11 protein-coding genes are annotated in these 16,154 nt (G+C 72.8%); 8 read left to right on the top strand and 3 right to left on the bottom strand.

All coding sequences use genetic code 11. The annotated features are described in order from the left end of the window. Positions 1–2: 2 nt before the first annotated feature. Together OG393_RS07100 and hflX are read left to right on the top strand one after the other, a co-directional pair. The gene (locus OG393_RS07100) at positions 3–1,493 is read left to right on the top strand and encodes a M1 family metallopeptidase (RefSeq protein ID WP_327373782.1); all 1,491 of its coding nucleotides are present in this window, start codon (positions 3–5) and stop codon (positions 1,491–1,493) included. A 120-nt stretch (positions 1,494–1,613) separates the two neighbouring features. Continuing rightward, positions 1,614–3,107, top strand: a complete 1,494-nt coding sequence (hflX, locus tag OG393_RS07095) for a GTPase HflX (RefSeq protein ID WP_327373781.1) — start codon at positions 1,614–1,616, stop codon at positions 3,105–3,107. Between the two features lie 100 nt (positions 3,108–3,207). Here the strand turns inward: hflX and OG393_RS07090 are convergent, their stop codons facing one another. Both OG393_RS07090 and OG393_RS07085 read right to left on the bottom strand, forming a co-directional pair. Next, a complete protein-coding gene (locus OG393_RS07090; protein WP_327373780.1) occupies positions 3,208–4,368 on the bottom strand; it encodes a trypsin-like serine peptidase in 1,161 nt (386 codons plus the stop codon). A gap of 123 nt (positions 4,369–4,491) precedes the next feature. Continuing rightward, a complete protein-coding gene (locus OG393_RS07085) occupies positions 4,492–5,667 on the bottom strand; it encodes a trypsin-like serine peptidase (protein WP_327373779.1) in 1,176 nt (391 codons plus the stop codon). Positions 5,668–5,988: 321 nt separating this feature from the next. Here OG393_RS07085 and OG393_RS07080 point away from each other — a divergent pair, with 321 nt between their 5' ends. From OG393_RS07080 to OG393_RS07060, 5 genes are read left to right on the top strand one after another with little or no spacing between them, the layout of a single operon-like run. After that, the gene (locus tag OG393_RS07080) at positions 5,989–7,455 is read left to right on the top strand and encodes a diaminobutyrate--2-oxoglutarate transaminase family protein (RefSeq protein WP_442817270.1); all 1,467 of its coding nucleotides are present in this window, start codon (positions 5,989–5,991) and stop codon (positions 7,453–7,455) included. Between the two features lie 39 nt (positions 7,456–7,494). Beyond that, the gene (locus OG393_RS07075) at positions 7,495–9,381 is read left to right on the top strand and encodes an IucA/IucC family protein (protein ID WP_327373778.1); all 1,887 of its coding nucleotides are present in this window, start codon (positions 7,495–7,497) and stop codon (positions 9,379–9,381) included. Positions 9,382–9,431: 50 nt separating this feature from the next. Then, positions 9,432–10,166 carry a GNAT family N-acetyltransferase gene (locus tag OG393_RS07070; protein ID WP_327373777.1) on the top strand — a complete coding sequence of 245 codons (735 nt, stop codon included), beginning with the start codon at positions 9,432–9,434 and terminating at the stop codon, positions 10,164–10,166. Positions 10,167–10,226: 60 nt separating this feature from the next. After that, entirely contained in the window at positions 10,227–12,059 is a 1,833-nt protein-coding gene (locus OG393_RS07065) for an IucA/IucC family protein (RefSeq protein WP_327373776.1), read from the top strand. Positions 12,060–12,108: 49 nt separating this feature from the next. After that, entirely contained in the window at positions 12,109–14,082 is a 1,974-nt protein-coding gene (locus OG393_RS07060; protein WP_327373775.1) for an ATP-dependent DNA helicase, read from the top strand. Positions 14,083–14,182: 100 nt separating this feature from the next. On the opposite strand, the gene lexA is transcribed toward OG393_RS07060, so the two are convergent. After that, positions 14,183–14,974 carry a transcriptional repressor LexA gene (gene lexA / locus OG393_RS07055; protein ID WP_327373774.1) on the bottom strand — a complete coding sequence of 264 codons (792 nt, stop codon included), beginning with the start codon at positions 14,972–14,974 and terminating at the stop codon, positions 14,183–14,185. A gap of 494 nt (positions 14,975–15,468) precedes the next feature. Here lexA and nrdR point away from each other — a divergent pair, with 494 nt between their 5' ends. Then, the gene (nrdR, locus tag OG393_RS07050) at positions 15,469–15,978 is read left to right on the top strand and encodes a transcriptional regulator NrdR (RefSeq protein ID WP_327373773.1); all 510 of its coding nucleotides are present in this window, start codon (positions 15,469–15,471) and stop codon (positions 15,976–15,978) included. Positions 15,979–16,154 lie beyond the last annotated feature (176 nt).

Here is a 16,154-nt window from a genome sequence, read left to right as displayed (position 1 = left end):
CCATGCCGCTCACACTCCGACTTCGCCCCCCGCGCGCGCGGTGGCCGCGTTCCGCCGCCGTCCTCGCCGTCTCGGCCGGACTGCTCGCCGCGGCCCTCCCCGCGCCGCCGCCCCTCGGCATCGGCGACCCGCTCTTCCCGCACCTCGGGAACCCGGGCTACGACGTTCTCGCCTACGACATCGACCTCACCTATCCGGGATCGAACAACGAACCACTGCGGGGCGTCACCCGCATCGAGGCCCTCGCCACGGCGGACCTGGAACGCGTCAACCTGGACTTCGCCCACGGCACGGTCTCCTCCGTCACCGTCGACGGCGAACCCGCCGGCTTCACCGGCAGCGGGGAGGACCTGGTGATCACCCCGGCCCGGCCGGCCGGAGCCGGCGACGCGCTGACGATCTCCGTCTCGCACACCAGCGACCCCGTCGGGCCCGCCGACAACGCCGGCTGGATCCGCACCGCGGACGGCCTCGCCATGGCCAACCAGGCCGACGCCGCCCACCGTGTCTTCCCGTCCAACGACCACCCGGCGGACAAGGCGTACTTCACCTTCCGGATCACCGCCCCCAGCGACCTGACGGCCGTCGCCAACGGGCTGCCGGCGGGCCGGACCGAGCACGGCGCCACCACCACCTGGACCTACCGCACGGCCCATCCCATGGCCACCGAGCTCGCCCAGGTCTCCATCGGCCGCAGCAGTGTCGTCCACCGGGCCGGTCCGCACGGACTGCCCGTACGCGACGTGGTGCCGACCGCCGACCGGGAACTCCTGGAGCCCTGGCTGAAGCGGACGCCCGACCACCTGGAATGGATGGAACGCCAGGTCGGCCCGTACCCCTTCGAGACCTACGGAGTGCTCGTCGCCGACGCGGACACCGGCTTCGAACTCGAGACCCAGACCCTGTCCCTCTTCGAACGGAGGCTCTTCACGGAGCCCGGCTTCCCCCGGTGGTACGTCGAGTCGGTCATGGTCCACGAACTCGCCCACCACTGGTTCGGCGACAGCGTCACCCCGCGGACCTGGTCCGACCTGTGGCTCAACGAAGGACATGCCAGCTGGTACGAGGCGCTCTACGCGGAGGAGACGGCGAGGCAGCCACTGGAGCGCCGCATGAAGGCCGCCTACGCGGCCTCCGACCGGTGGCGCGCCGCCGGCGGACCGCCCGCGGCCCCCGTGCCGCCCGCCCCCGGGAAGAAGATCAGTCTCTTCCGGCCGGTGGTCTACGACGGGAGCGCGCTCGTCCTCTACGCCCTGCGCCAGGAGATCGGGAAGGATGCCTTCCAGCGGCTGGAGCGGCGCTGGGTGACCCGGCACCGGGACGGGACCGCCACGACCGCCGACTTCACGGCGCTGGCCTCCGAGATCGCGGGGCGCGACCTCGGCGCCTTCTTCGAAGGCTGGCTGTACGCGGGGAAGACCCCCGCGATGCCCGGCCACCCGGACTGGAGCAGCCGCGCCCCGGAGGCCGCCGCCGCCGTCAAACCGGGGTGACGGCCGCCCACCGCGCGTGTCACCATCATCGGGTCGCCGACGCGCCCGGACCGGGGAATCTTCCGGGACCGTCACGCGTTGTGATCGACGTAACGACCTTCCATCGACGTTAAGGATCCAATGACCTCCTCTTCCTCCCCTTCCCAGGACGAGCAGAGCTTCGCCGAGACGAGCCGCACCGAGAGCCTCCGGGCCGACGCCCTGATGGAAGAGGACGTCGCCTGGAGCCACGAGATCGACGGAGAGCGGGACGGCGATCAGTTCGACCGCTCCGAGCGCGCGGCGCTGCGGCGCGTGGCGGGTCTCTCCACCGAACTCGAGGACGTCACCGAGGTCGAGTACCGGCAGCTGCGCCTGGAGCGTGTGGTGCTGGTCGGCGTATGGACCTCGGGGACCGTCCAGGACGCGGAGAACTCCCTCGCGGAGCTCGCCGCCCTCGCCGAGACGGCGGGAGCCCTGGTCCTCGACGGCGTCATCCAGCGCCGTGACAAGCCGGACCCGGCCACCTTCATCGGCTCGGGCAAGGCCCGGGAGCTGCGGGACATCGTGCTCGAGTCCGGTGCCGACACCGTCGTCTGCGACGGCGAACTCGGCCCCGGTCAGCTCATCGCCCTCGAAGACGTCGTCAAGGTCAAGGTGGTCGACCGGACCGCCCTGATCCTCGACATCTTCGCCCAGCACGCCAAGTCGCGCGAGGGCAAGGCACAGGTCGCCCTGGCGCAGATGCAGTACATGCTGCCGCGGCTGCGCGGCTGGGGCCAGTCGCTCTCCCGTCAGATGGGCGGTGGCGGCGGCGGTGGCATGGCCACGCGCGGTCCGGGTGAGACCAAGATCGAGACCGACCGGCGCCGGATCCGCGAGAAGATGGCGAAGATGCGCCGGGAGATCGCGGAGATGAAGACCGGCCGCGACATCAAGCGGCAGGAGCGACGCCGTCACAAGGTTCCCTCGGTCGCCATCGCCGGATACACCAACGCCGGCAAGTCCTCGCTGCTCAACCGGCTGACCGGGGCGGGCGTGCTGGTGGAGAACGCGCTGTTCGCCACCCTCGACCCGACCGTCCGCCGGGCCGAGACGCCCACCGGCCGGGTCTACACCCTGGCCGACACCGTCGGGTTCGTTCGCCACCTGCCGCACCACCTGGTCGAGGCGTTCCGCTCCACCATGGAGGAGGTCGGCGACTCCGACCTGATCCTGCACGTGGTGGACGGCTCACACCCGGTCCCGGAGGAGCAGCTCGCCGCCGTCCGCGAGGTGTTCCGCGACGTCGGCGCGGTGAACGTGCCGGAGGTCGTGGTCGTCAACAAGGCGGACGCGGCCGATCCGCTGGTCCTCCAGCGGCTCATGCGCGCCGAGCGGCACGCCATCGCGGTCTCCGCCCGCACGGGCGAGGGCATCGAGGAGCTGCGCGCGCTCATCGACGCCGAACTCCCGCGGCCCCGGGTCGAGATCGAGGCGCTCGTGCCCTACACCGAGGGCGGGCTCGTCTCGCGGGTGCACGCGGAGGGCGAGATGCTCTCCGAGGAGCACACGCCGGAGGGCACCCTGGTCAAGGCGCGGGTGCACGAGGAGCTGGCGGCGTTCCTGACGCCGTTCGTCCCGGCCGCGCACTGACGGCCGTCGGAGCGGTCCCGCGGGCACGCACCAGGCCCGCCCCCGTCGCCGGAGCCCAGGACCGGACGGCGGGGGCGGGCCCCGCGTGTGCCCGCCCCGCTCAGCGGGCGAACCTCTCGCTGACCACGTCACGCACCGCCTGGGCGCCCCGGCCGAGCAAGGGGCCCGCGAGCCAGCCGCTTCCGCCGGCCGGACCGATCGAGGTGTTCGACACCAGTGCGGTGCTGCCGTCCGGCAGCACCCGGAACCAGCCGCCTCCGGAGGCGCCGCCGGTCATCGTGCAGCCGATGCGGTACATGGGCGGCGTGGCCGGGGCCGCGGTCAGCCGGGTCGGCCGGTCCAGGCACTTGTGCATGATCAGGCCGTCGTACGGCGAGGCCGCGGGGTAGCCCCAGGCGCCCGTCGTACCGGCCTCCGCGGCCGTCGGCGCCGAGAAGTCGACCGCCAGGGCGGCGCCCACGGTCTCCTCCAGCGACCTCCCGTCCCGCGCGGGCTTCACGTGCAGCACGGCGTAGTCGTAGGGCCAGGACGTGTTCGTACCACCGCGCTCGATCCACTCGCCCGAGGTCACGGACCAGTCGGCCCAGAACTGTCCGTAGGGCGCCACCTCGCGCGGCTCGGCGTCGCGCAGCCCGGACGCCGACCTGCCGAGGTCGTTGTAGGCCGGCACGAAGGTGATGTTGCGGTACCAGCCTCCTCGCGCGCCGGCGTGCACGCAGTGGCCCGCTGTCCACACCAGGTCGGACCGGCCGGGCCGGCGCGGGTCCCGCACGACCGTGCCCGAGCAGACCATGTGGCCCTGGGGTGAGTCGAAGAAGAGCTTGCCGACCGGCGCCGCGTTGCGGTGGTACGGCGTCTGCTCAGGCTGGGCCGGCACCGGCCGCGGCACCGGGTCGCTGCCCGCGGCACCGTCGGCGGCCATCCCCAGGTCCGGGCTGCGCGCCGACCGCATGCGGTCCGGGTCCCACAGCCCCTCGATCACCGGGTTGACGAAGTCCTCCGCTTCGCGCAGCCACCGGCCGCGGTCCCAGTTCCTCCAGTCGCCGTCCTGCCACCCGTCGAGCTCGGCGCCGCGCTTTCTCAGCCGGTCCGCGAGGTCGCCGGGGCGTGCGGCTCCGCCGTCGGTGCCGGGGCCGGAGGCGGTCGCCCCGGCGGCCGGCAGGCCGCCCGCGGAGGTTCCGGCCGGGCCACAGCCCGCCAGGGCCAGCGTGAGCGCCAGGGCGAGGCCGGCTACCGCCGGCAGAAGTCGTACGGAACGCATGGGCCGTTCTCCCTCCAGGGATGTCCTTCGCGCCCCCGAACGCGTCGGAGTGTCATGCGCGCGCCGGATGCCGGCCGGTGTGGTGGCGGGACCCGCGGACCCGCCACCACACCGGGACGCGGACTACCGCCCCGCGTACTTCTCGCTGACCGCGTCGTACACACCCCTGGCCTCGGGGCCGAGCCGCGGACCCGCCAGCCAGCCGGCCGTCACCGGGCCGATGGAGGTGTTGGACACCAGCGCCGGCTTGCCGTCCCGGCCCGCGGCCACCCAGCCGCCGCCGGACGAACCGCCCGTCATGGTGCAGCCGATGCGGTACATCGTGGGCTGTGCGGCCTTCACCGAAAGACGGCCCGGCGCGTCCTGGCACTGGTACATCCTCTGCCCGTCGAACGGCGCACCCGCCGGGTAGCCGGTCGCCGTCAGACTCGCGATCTTCGGGATCGCCGGGGCGTCGAACTCCACCGGGAGCGCCGAACCGACCGTCTCCTCCAGCGACTTGCCCGAGCCGCCCTTCTCGGGTGTCACGTGGATCACCGCGAAGTCGTACGGAGCTCCCTGGCCACCGGTCGACGCGCCCTCCGCGATCCACTGGTCGGAGGTCTGCACCCAGTCGCCCCACCAGACGCCGTACGGCGCGACCTGGTCCCGCGTGGCGTTCTCGAGCTCCGGGGTCGGCTTCCCGCTGTCGTTGTACGAGGGGACGAAGGCGATGTTGCGGTACCAGCCGCCCTTCTTGCCGGCGTGCACGCAATGGCCCGCCGTCCAGACCATGTTGGAACGTCCCGGGTGGGCCGGGTCCTTCACGACCGTGGCCGAGCAGACCATCGACCCCTTCGGACCGTCGAAGAAGACCTTCCCGGCCTCCGGGACGGCGGAGTGGTAGGGAGCCCGCACACCCTTCGCCCGCACCGGCGCCGGGGTCCGGTCGGTGACACCCGCGTCACCCGAGATGTCCGCCTCCTCCACCGGCTCGTCGGGACGCTCGGCGTCCCGCATCCGGTCCGGGTCCCAGAGGTCCTCGATGATCGGGTTGACGAAGTCCTTCGCCTCGCGCAGCCACTGTTCGCGGTTCCAGTTCTTCCAGTCGCCGTTCCGCCACTTGTCCAGATCGATCCCGTGCTCCTTGAGCCGGTCCTTCAGATCGTCCGGAATCGTGATCCCGTCGCCGGCGGACGGGACCGCGGGCGCGCTCGGCTTGTCCCCGGCGCTGTCCTCGGTCGGGCCGCAGGCCGTCGTCGTCAGCGTCAACGCCGTTACGGCGGCTGCCGCGGCCAGCAGCGGACGAATCGATCGCATCTCGTGATCCCCCTGGAACTACGTCAACTTGTGCATGGGTGAACGGTGGAGGCGCCGTGACCGGCGCCCGAAGTGCGGCCCCCACTATGCCGGTGCCCGTGGGGACGGTATGCGCCAGGTCGTCGGTTCCCGTGCGGGCGGGGACCCCGGGGCCGAGTGACGCAGGCCACTCGAAGGATCTTCGGATCGCCCGTGATCCCCGGCGCCCTCCGTCGTTGGTACGTACGGGGGACACATGAGCAGCGTTCAAGGCCGTCGCACACGGGGTCGAGCGGCGTGCCGATGTGCAACGCAACCGTTACAGCGGGAGGACAGCGAGCCGTGGCCGTGACCGAACCAGTTCCGGTGACAGCGGGGGACACCGGGGCGGACGAGGAGGGGTGGGTTCCACTCGGGGGGAGCGCGCACGAGGGCATCCTGCGCCGCCAGGCACTCCGCGAGTCGGCGGCGCGCACCTACGCGCGATCCCTGCCGATCGTCCCCGTCCGGGCACGGGGACTGACCATCGAGGGCGCCGACGGCCGCCGCTACCTCGACTGCCTCTCCGGCGCGGGGACGCTGGCCCTGGGACACAACCACCCGGTGGTCCTGGAAGCCGTCAAGAAGGTCCTCGACTCCGGAGCTCCGCTCCACGTCCTGGACCTCGCCACGCCGGTCAAGGACCGCTTCACCACCGAGCTGTTCGCCACGCTGCCGGCCGAACTCGCGCGGGACGCGCGTGTCCAGTTCTGCGGCCCCGCGGGCACCGACGCGGTCGAGGCCGCCCTCACCCTCGTGCGCACCGCCACCGGCCGCGGCGGCCTGCTCGCCTTCACCGGCGCCTACCACGGGATGACGTCCGGGGCCCTCGACGCCTCGGGAGGAGCCGCCGACGTCCGGGTGGCCCGGCTGCCCTATCCGCGCGACTACCGCTGCCCGTTCGGGGTCGGCGGGGACCGCGGGGCCGAACTCGCCGCCCGCTGGACCGAGAGCCTCCTCGACGACCCCAAGAGCGGAGTGCCCACTCCCGCCGGGATGATCCTCGAACCGGTGCAGGGGGAGGGCGGTGTCATTCCCGCGCCCGACGACTGGATGCGCCGCATGCGGCAGATCACCGCGGCCCGTGCCATCCCGCTCATCGCCGACGAGGTCCAGACGGGCGTCGGCCGCACCGGCGCCTTCTGGGGTGTCGACCACAGCGGCGTGGTCCCCGACGTCATGGTCCTCTCCAAGGCCATCGGCGGGTCCCTCCCGCTGGCCGTCATCGTCTACCGGGCCGAGCTCGACGTCTGGGAACCCGGAGCCCACGCCGGGACCTTCCGCGGCAACCAGCTCGCCATGGCCGCCGGAGCCGCCACCCTCGCGTACGTCCGGGAGAACCGCCTCGCCGACCGCGCCGCCGCCCTCGGCACACGCATGCTCGGCCGCCTCCGGGGACTGTCCGCCGCCCACCCGTCCGTCGGTGACGTGCGCGGCCGGGGACTGATGATCGGGGTCGAGCTGGTGGACCCCTCGGGCGAGGCCCCCCACGCCCCCACCCCGCCGGCCGACCCCGTGCTCGCCGCGTCCCTCCGGCAGCAGTGCCTCGACCGCGGACTCATCGTCGAGCTGGGCGGACGCCACTCCGCCGTCGTACGACTCCTCCCGCCGCTCACCCTCACCGACGAGCAGGCCGAAGCGGTACTCGACCGCTTCGCCGACGCCCTGGCCGCCGCCGAGCGCGCCCACCGCCCGGCCTGTCCCGCCCCGCTCCGGCCCGTACGCCCTCGGGCCGCGCACCACCGGAACGACACCGGACCGTCCCACTGATCCCGGACCGAACCCGGACACCCTCACAAGGAAATCCCCGTGAACGCGACCCCCGCACCCGAAGCATCCGGCACCGACGCCCCGCACGGGCCCCTCGCCGTCGAACAGGCCGTCGTCCCCCGTCAGCACACCGGCCCGTACGACCCCCTGCCCACACCCGGTCCGGCGGCCCCCGCGGGTCACGCCGCCCCCTCCTCCGGGGCGCCCGAGGACCACCTCGACGACCCCGACCCGCGCCGCGCCGCCGACCTCGCCGCCACCGAGAACCTGCTGCGCTGCTGGGTACGCGAGAGGAACCTGCCCGCCCCCGCCTCCGCCACCCTGCGCGTCCCCCTCGACGCCAGTGGCACCGCCCTCCAGGTCCCCGTCATCCACTGGTCGCTCACCGGATGGCACCGCTTCGGCGCCCCCGCGCTCGAAGGTCTCCCCGCCACCGCCCCGCCGGTCGACGCCGTCACGGTCGCCGCCCTCCTCGGCCGCGAGACCGGACGCTCCGAGGGAACCGAACTCGTGGGCCGCGTCGCCGACTCCGTTCTCCGCACGGCCGAGTTCATCACCGCACGGCGCCGCCGGCCGAACCCCGGCCCCGAGTCCGACCTCTTCCTCACCGCCGAACAGTCCCTGCTCCTCGGACATCCCCTCCACCCCACCCCGAAGAGCCGCGAGGGGCTCTCCGAGACGGAGACCCACCGCTACTCGCCCGAGCTCCACGGCTCCTTCCCCCTGCACTGGGCCGCCGTCGACCGCGCCGTCCTGGTCACCGACTCCGCCTGGACCGAACAGGGGCGTCCCGTCTCCGCCGAACAACTCTCCACCGGCCTCGCCGAGGGCCTCGCGATCCCCCCGGGCACCGTGCCCCTGCCCCTCCACCCCTGGCAGGCCCGTGAACTGCTCCACCGCCCGGCCGTCGCCTCCCTCCTCGACGCCGGACTCCTCCACGACCTGGGGGCCCACGGAGCCCCCTGGCACCCCACCTCCTCGGTCCGTACCGTGCACCGGCCGGGCTCCCGCGCCATGCTCAAGCTCTCCCTCGGCGTCCGCATCACCAACTCCCGCCGCGAGAACCTCCGCAAGGAACTCCACCGTGGCGTGGAGGTGCACCGGCTGCTCCGCACCGGCCTCGTCGACCAGTGGCAGGCGGCCCACCCAGGCTTCGACATCGTCCGAGACCCCGCCTGGCTCGCGGTCGACACCCAGGACGGCGCCCCGGTCCCAGGACTCGACGTCATGATCCGTCACAACCCCTTCGGCGCCGCGGACGACGCCGTCTGCGTCGCGGCCCTCACGGCCCCGCGCCCCTGGCCCGGCGCGACCCGGATGCGTTCCCGCCTCGCCGACCTCGTCACCCGGCTCGCCGCCCGCACCGGCCGGCCCACCGCGGCCGTCTCCGCCGAGTGGTTCCTCCGCTATCTCGACCAGGTCGTCCGTCCCGTCCTCTGGCTCGACGGCACCGCCGGCGTCGCCCTGGAGGCCCACCAGCAGAACACCCTGGTGCTCCTCTCCCCGGAGGGCTGGCCCATCGGAGGCCGGTACCGGGACAACCAGGGCTACTACTTCCGGGAGTCCCGCCGCGAAGAGCTGGAGAAGCGTCTCCCCGGCATCGGGGGCGTCAGCGACACCTTCGTCTCCGACCGGGTCACCGACGAGCGCTTCGCCTACTACCTGGGCATCAACAACGTCCTGGGCCTGATCGGCGCCTTCGGCGCCCAGGGCCTCGCCGACGAGCGCATCCTGCTCGCCGGCTTCCGGCAGTTCCTCGGCTCCGCCACCGCTCTCGGCTCCCCTCTCCCGCACCGCCTGCTCGAAGCCGCGACGCTGCGCTGCAAGGCCAACCTCCTGACCCGCGTACACGGCCTCGACGAGCTTGTCGGCCCCGTCGACACCCAGTCCGTCTACGTCACCATCACCAACCCCCTCCGCTCCTGAACGCGCGCGCCCGCTCCCACCGACCCGACCGCCGAGAGGGGACCACCACCGTGCCTCCCGCCGATGCGAGCACCCAGGCGGACACCGCCGCCCGGCCCCCGGCCACCCCCGGCGGGCCGCCCGACCCCGCCGGGGACGACACCCTGGACCTGCGCCTTCCCGACGAACTCGTCGCCCTGCTCACGGCCGGCGACCCCACCGCGGGCCCGACCGGCGACCTCCTCGACGGCGTCGCCGGCTGGGCGCCGGCCGCCACCCCCTTCGGTGCCTTCCGGCTCGTCCCGGTGCTCCCCGAACGGGACCTGGCACTCGTCGCCCGCTGGATGAACGACCCCGCCGTCGCCGCCTTCTGGGAGCTTGCGGGTCCGGAGGCCGTGACCGCCGCCCACCTCCGCCCCCAGCTCGACGGCGACGGCCGCAGCGTCCCCTGTCTCGGGGTGCTCGACTCCGTGCCCATGAGCTACTTCGAGATCTACCGCGCCGACCTCGACCCGCTCGCCCGCCACTACCCGGCACGTCCCCACGACACCGGTGTCCACCTCCTCCTCGGCGGCGTCGCCGACCGAGGCCGCGGCGTCGGCACCGCCCTGCTGCGCGCGGTCGCCGACCTCGTCCTCGACCACCGGCCCCGGTGCACCCGGGTCGTCGCCGAACCCGACCTGCGCAACACCCCGTCCGTCTCCGCCTTCCTGAGTGCCGGATTCCGCCTCTCCGCGGAAGTCTCCCTCCCCGACAAGCGGGCCGCCCTCATGGTCCGCGACCGCGCCCTGCGACACGTCCTGTGAACACCCTCCGTCCGACGTCCACCGCCCGACCCACAGCGGTTTCGACCCCGAGGAGTCCCCGTGCCGTCGTCCCCTGCCACCCATGACTCCGCTGCCCCCCGTGACTCCGCCCTGCTCGCGCCGCCCGGCCTCGACCGGGCCGCCTGGACCTCGGCGGCCTCCCGGCTGCTCGCCAAGACCGTCGCCGAGTTCGCCTACGAGGAGATCGTCCGGCCGGTACCCGCCGACGTCCCCGGTCACGGCACCGAGCCCCCCGGCGGACCCGGACGGTACCTCCTGCGCCTGGACGACGGGTCGGTACTCGGCTTCACCGCCACCCGGGGCGCCTACGGCAGCTGGCGCGTCCCACCCGGCTCGACCACCCTCGACGGGCGGCCGCTGACCGATCCGCTCGACTTCCTGGTCCGGGCCCGACGCCTGCTCGGCCTCGACGGCCCCACTCTCGGCCACCTGATCCGCGAGCTCACCACGACCCTCGTCGCCGACACCCGCCTCGCCCACGACGCGCTGACCGCCGAGCGGCTCGCCGACCTCGGATACGCCGAACTCGAAGGCCACCAGACCGGCCACCCCTGGCTCGTCCTCAACAAGGGGCGGATCGGCTTCTCCGCGACCGACGCCTCCCGCTGGGCCCCCGAGGCCCGTCGCGCCACCCGCCTGCCGTGGATCGCGGTCAGCACCGACCTGGCCGCCTTCCGCGGGGTACCCGGCCTCCACACGCCGGAGCTGCTCTACGCGGGCGAACTCGACCCGGGGATCCGGGAGACCTTCCGGACCGTGCTCCGGGACCGGGGCCTCGACCCCGACGGCTACCTCCTGCTGCCCGTCCATCCCTGGCAGTGGGACGAGGTCCTGCTCCCGCTCTACGCCCCCGCCGTCGCCGCCGGGGCCATCGTCCCGCTTCCGGTCGACGACGACCTGCGTCTGCCGCAGCAGTCCATCCGCACCTTCCTCAACACCTCCCGGCCCGACCGCCACACGGTCAAGCTGCCGCTGTCCGTGCTCAACACCCTCGTCTGGCGCGGCCTCCCCACCGAACGGACACTGGCCGCCCCCGCCGTCACCGCCTGGGTCCACGGCCTGCGCGACGGCGACCCCTTCCTGCGGGACGAATGCGCGGTGATCCTCCTCGGCGAGGTCGCCTCCGTGACCGTCGCGCACCCCCTCTACGACCGTCTGCCCGAGGTCCCGTACCAGTACAAGGAACTCCTCGGCGCGATCTGGCGCGAGCCGCTGAGGCTGCCGCCAGGCGAGCGCGCCCGCACACTCGCCTCGCTGCTGCACACCGATCCCCACGGCCGGGCGTTCGTCGCCGAACTCGTCCACCGCTCCCGGCTCGCCCCCGCCGTCTGGCTCCGCCACCTCTTCGCCGCGCTGCTGCCGCCGCTGCTGCACTTCCTCTACCGGTACGGCACCGTCTTCTCCCCCCACGGCGAGAACGCCATCGTCGTCCACGACGAACGGGACGTGCCGGTACGCCTGGCGATCAAGGACTTCGTCGACGACGTGAACATCAGCGCCCATCCCCTCCCCGAACACGACGCGATGCCGGACGACGTCCGCGCCGTGCTGCTCACGGAGCCGCCGGACTTCCTCACCCAGTTCATCCATTCGGGGCTCTTCGTCGGTGTCCTCCGCTACCTCGCGCCCCTGTGCGAGGAGCAACTCGACGTCTCCGAAACGGACTTCTGGGCCATGGTCCGTGCCGAGATCCTGCGGTACCAGGCCCGGTTCCCCGAGCTGAAGGAACGGTTCGAGCTGTTCGATCTACTCACCCCGCGGATCGAGCGTCTCTGCCTCAACCGCAACCGACTGCACCTGGACGGCTACCGTGACCGGGCCGAGCGCCCCCACGCGGCCGTCCACGGCACCGTCCCGAACCCCCTGGCATGAGCGCTCGCGTGATCCGGCTGTCGGTGCCGCCCCGTAGGCTGGACGCGCTATGACGAAGCCATCCCTCCCCGAGCTCCTCCATGCCGCCGTGTCCGCCGTCGGAGGCATGGAGCGCCCCGGCCAGGTCACCATGGCCGAAGCCGTCGCCGAGGCCATCGACGACAACGCGCACCTTCTGGTCCAGGCGGGCACCGGCACCGGAAAGTCCCTCGGCTATCTGGTCCCGGCGCTGGCCCACGGAGAGCGCGTCGTGGTGGCCACGGCCACCCTGGCGCTCCAGCGGCAGCTGGTGGAGCGCGACCTCCCGCGGACCGTCAACGCCCTCCATCCACAGCTGCGCCGCCGTCCGGAGTTCGCCATGCTCAAGGGCCGGTCGAACTACCTCTGCCGGCACCGCCTGCACGAGGGTGTCCCCCAGGACGAGGAGGACGGCCTCTTCGACCCGTTCGAGGCCGCCGCCCCGACGAGCAAGCTCGGGCAGGACCTGCTGCGGCTGCGGGACTGGTCGGACGACACGGAGACGGGGGACCGGGACGATCTGACACCGGGTGTCTCGGACCGTGCCTGGGCCCAGGTCTCCGTCTCCTCCCGCGAGTGCCTCGGCGCGACCAAGTGCGCCTACGGTGCGGAGTGCTTCGCCGAGGCGGCCCGGGAGCGGGCCAAACTGGCCGACGTCGTCGTCACCAACCACGCGCTGCTCGCCATCGACGCGATCGAGGGTGCCCCCGTGCTGCCCTCGCACGAGGTCCTGATCGTCGACGAGGCCCACGAGCTGGTCTCGCGGGCCACCGGTGTCGCCACCGGCGAGCTCACCCCGGGCCAGGTCAACCGGGCCGTGCGTCGTGCGGCGAAGCTCGTCGACGAGAAGGTCGCGGACCAGCTGCAGACGGCCGCCGAGGGCTTCGAGCGGGTGATGGAGCTGGCCCTGCCGGGCCGCCTGGAGGAGGTCCCGGAGGACCTGGGGTACGCCCTGATGGCGCTGCGTGACGCGGCCCGTCAGGTCATCTCCGCGCTCGGCTCGACCCGGGACCGCTCCGTCCAGGACGAGGACGCCGTCCGTAAGCAGGCCATGGCCTCGGTCGAGTCGGTCCACGGCGTCGCCGAGCGCATCAGCAACGGCTCGGAGTACGACGTCGTCTGGTACGAGCGCCACGACCGCTTCGGCGCCTCGGTGAGGGTGGCCCCGCTCTCCGTCTCCGGGCTGCTGCGGGAGAAGCTCTTCGCCGACCGGTCCGTCGTGCTGACCTCCGCCACTCTCAAGCTCGGGGGCGACTTCAACGGCGTGGGTGCCTCGCTGGGGCTCGCCCCGGAGGGCACCGTGGGCGACGACCTGCCGGTCTGGAAGGGCATCGACGTCGGCTCGCCGTTCGACTATCCGAAGCAGGGCATCCTCTATGTCGCGAAGCACCTGTCCCGGCCCGCCCGCGACGGCGACCGCGCCGACATGCTGGACGAGCTGACCGAGCTGATGCAGGCGGCCGGCGGTCGCACGCTGGGTCTGTTCTCGTCCATGCGCGCGGCTCAGCTGGCCGCCGAGGAGCTGCGCTCCCGCATCCCGGAGTACCCGATCCTGCTCCAGGGCGAGGACACGCTGGGCGAGCTGATCAAGAACTTCTCGGCCGACTCGCGGACCTGTCTCTTCGGCACGCTGTCGCTCTGGCAGGGCGTGGATGTTCCGGGCGCCAGCTGCCAGCTGGTCGTGATGGACAAGATTCCCTTCCCGCGTCCGGACGACCCGTTGATGAGCGCACGCCAGAAGGCGGTCGAGGACGCCGGAGGCAACGGCTTCATGGCTGTCGCCGCGACGCACGCTGCCCTCCTGATGGCACAGGGAGCGGGACGGCTCGTGCGGGCGACGGGGGACCGCGGGGTGGTCGCGGTGCTCGATCCGCGCCTGGCCACGGCCCGCTACGGCAGCTATCTGAAGGCTTCGCTGCCCGACTTCTGGTACACCACGGACCGTAACCAGGTGCGCAAGTCCCTGGCGGCCATCGACGCCGCCTCCACGGCGGCCGGGGTGTAGCCCGCGCGGTCGATGCCCTTCCGGGGCCCTTCCGTAGAGACGGCGGGGCCCCGGGACCGGCGCAGTGGGTCCCGGGGCCGTCAGGGTCGACGAGGTGAAGTCACACCCGTCGGAGGACCGCCACGACCTTGCCGAGGATGGTGGCCTCGTCGCCGGGGATCGGCTGGTAGGCGGCGTTGTGGGGGAGCAGCCAGACATGGCCGTCCTCGCGCTTGAAACGCTTCACCGTGGCTTCGCCGTCGAGCATGGCCGCCACGATGTCCCCGTTCTCCGCCACGGGCTGACGGCGCACGGTGACCCAGTCGCCGTCGCAGATCGCGGCCTCGATCATCGAGTCGCCGACCACCTTCAGCACGAACAGCTCGCCGTCGCCGACCAGCTGCCGGGGCAGCGGGAAGACGTCCTCGACGGACTCCTCCGCGAGGATCGGGCCGCCTGCGGCGATCCGGCCCACCAGGGGTACGTAGGAGGCCGCGGGCTTGCCCGTGGTGTCCGCCGGCTGGTTGCTGGGCTGGTCCGAGCCCCGGACCTCGTACGCCCGGGGGCGATGCGGGTCGCGACGCAGGAACCCCTTGCGCTCCAGGGCCATCAGCTGGTGGGCGACCGAGGAGGTGCTGGAGAGGCCCACCGCCTGGCCGATCTCACGCATCGACGGCGGGTAGCCGCGCCGCTGGACCGAGTCCCGGATGACCTCGATGACCCGGCGTTGCCGGTCGGTGAGACCGGAGCTGTCCGCCCTGATGCCCGGAGGTCGGCCGGGCAGTGAGCGCGCGGGTCGGCCGGGCTCCCCGTCCGTGTTCATGACTGTCTCGTTCATGGCATGCACCGGCTCGAGTCGGCCCTGGGAGCGGTCCTGGGCAGTGATGGTGGCACTGTCTGCGGTGGTGGTCACGTCGGCGGCCCCTCTCGAATGGTCTCCCTCGCTGGCACAACGGTAGTGGCTTTCGAAAGGTTGCGCCAAACACACGTTCGAGTGAAAAATCGCAGATTGCCCTACCTGTGCGACCGAGTGGGTGTATGGGTGGGCCTCGGGGGCGGTGCCGGGATGGGGGGCGAACGTACCGGCCGCGGCTCGGAGGTGTCGGTCCAGGGTGTCCTGTCAGTGTGGCAGCGGAGGGGGTCGGATCGGCGGAGCCGCGCCCTTCCCGTGCCCTCGTGGCCGGTCGCCCGCACCCCGCTCCGTGCGGTGCGGGCGGCGACACGCGCGAGGTGCCGAGAATGCGGCCTGACCCAAGATCTAGTGGTTGGATTGCATCCACCACCCAGGACTAGTGGTACCCGGTCGGCCGGCGCTGTTCGCATCGCCTATGCTGGTGGTCGCTTCGAAGGGTCTTGACGGACCTGGCGAGGCTATTCGGTCGTGCAGTGAGGGAGGGTCGGAACACCATGCACTGCCCCTTCTGCAGGCACCCCGACAGCCGTGTCGTCGACAGTCGCACCACCGACGACGGGACGTCGATCCGCCGCCGTCGTCAGTGCCCCGACTGCTCCCGCCGTTTCACGACGGTGGAGACCGCGTCCCTGATGGTCGTCAAGCGGTCCGGCGTGACGGAACCCTTCAGTCGTACCAAGGTCATCTCCGGCGTCCGCAAGGCGTGCCAGGGGAGGCCGGTCACCGAGGACGCCCTCGCCCAGCTCGGCCAGCGGGTCGAGGAGGCGGTGCGCGCCACCGGGAGCGCCGAGCTGACCACTCACGACGTGGGCCTGGCCATCCTCGGTCCGCTGCAGGAACTCGACCTCGTCGCCTACCTGCGCTTCGCGTCCGTGTACAAGGCGTTCGACAGCCTCGAAGACTTCGAGGCCGCCATCGCGGAACTCCGCGAGCGGCCTCCCGCCGACAACCGCGGGAGCGGTGCGACCCCCGCGGTCCCCGTTCCCGCCGCTGCCGCCGACTGACCGGCGGCGCCGGGGCCCGCACGCGCCCCGGCGGACCGGCCGCCCCGCGGCCACCCCAAGACGTGCCCCGGGCGACCTGTGCGGCGTTCGTGGCAGCAGTACCAACAGCAGTACAGAAGATGGTGCCCCGGGAGTAACGGGGCGCCAAAGGGTGTTTTGCCCGTATATGGGAGGCG

Origin of the sequence: Streptomyces sp. NBC_01216 (assembly GCF_035994945.1) — a bacterium.
In the GTDB taxonomy this organism is placed as follows: Bacteria; Actinomycetota; Actinomycetes; order Streptomycetales; family Streptomycetaceae; genus Streptomyces.
This window is presented reverse-complemented; position numbering and strand designations above follow the sequence as displayed.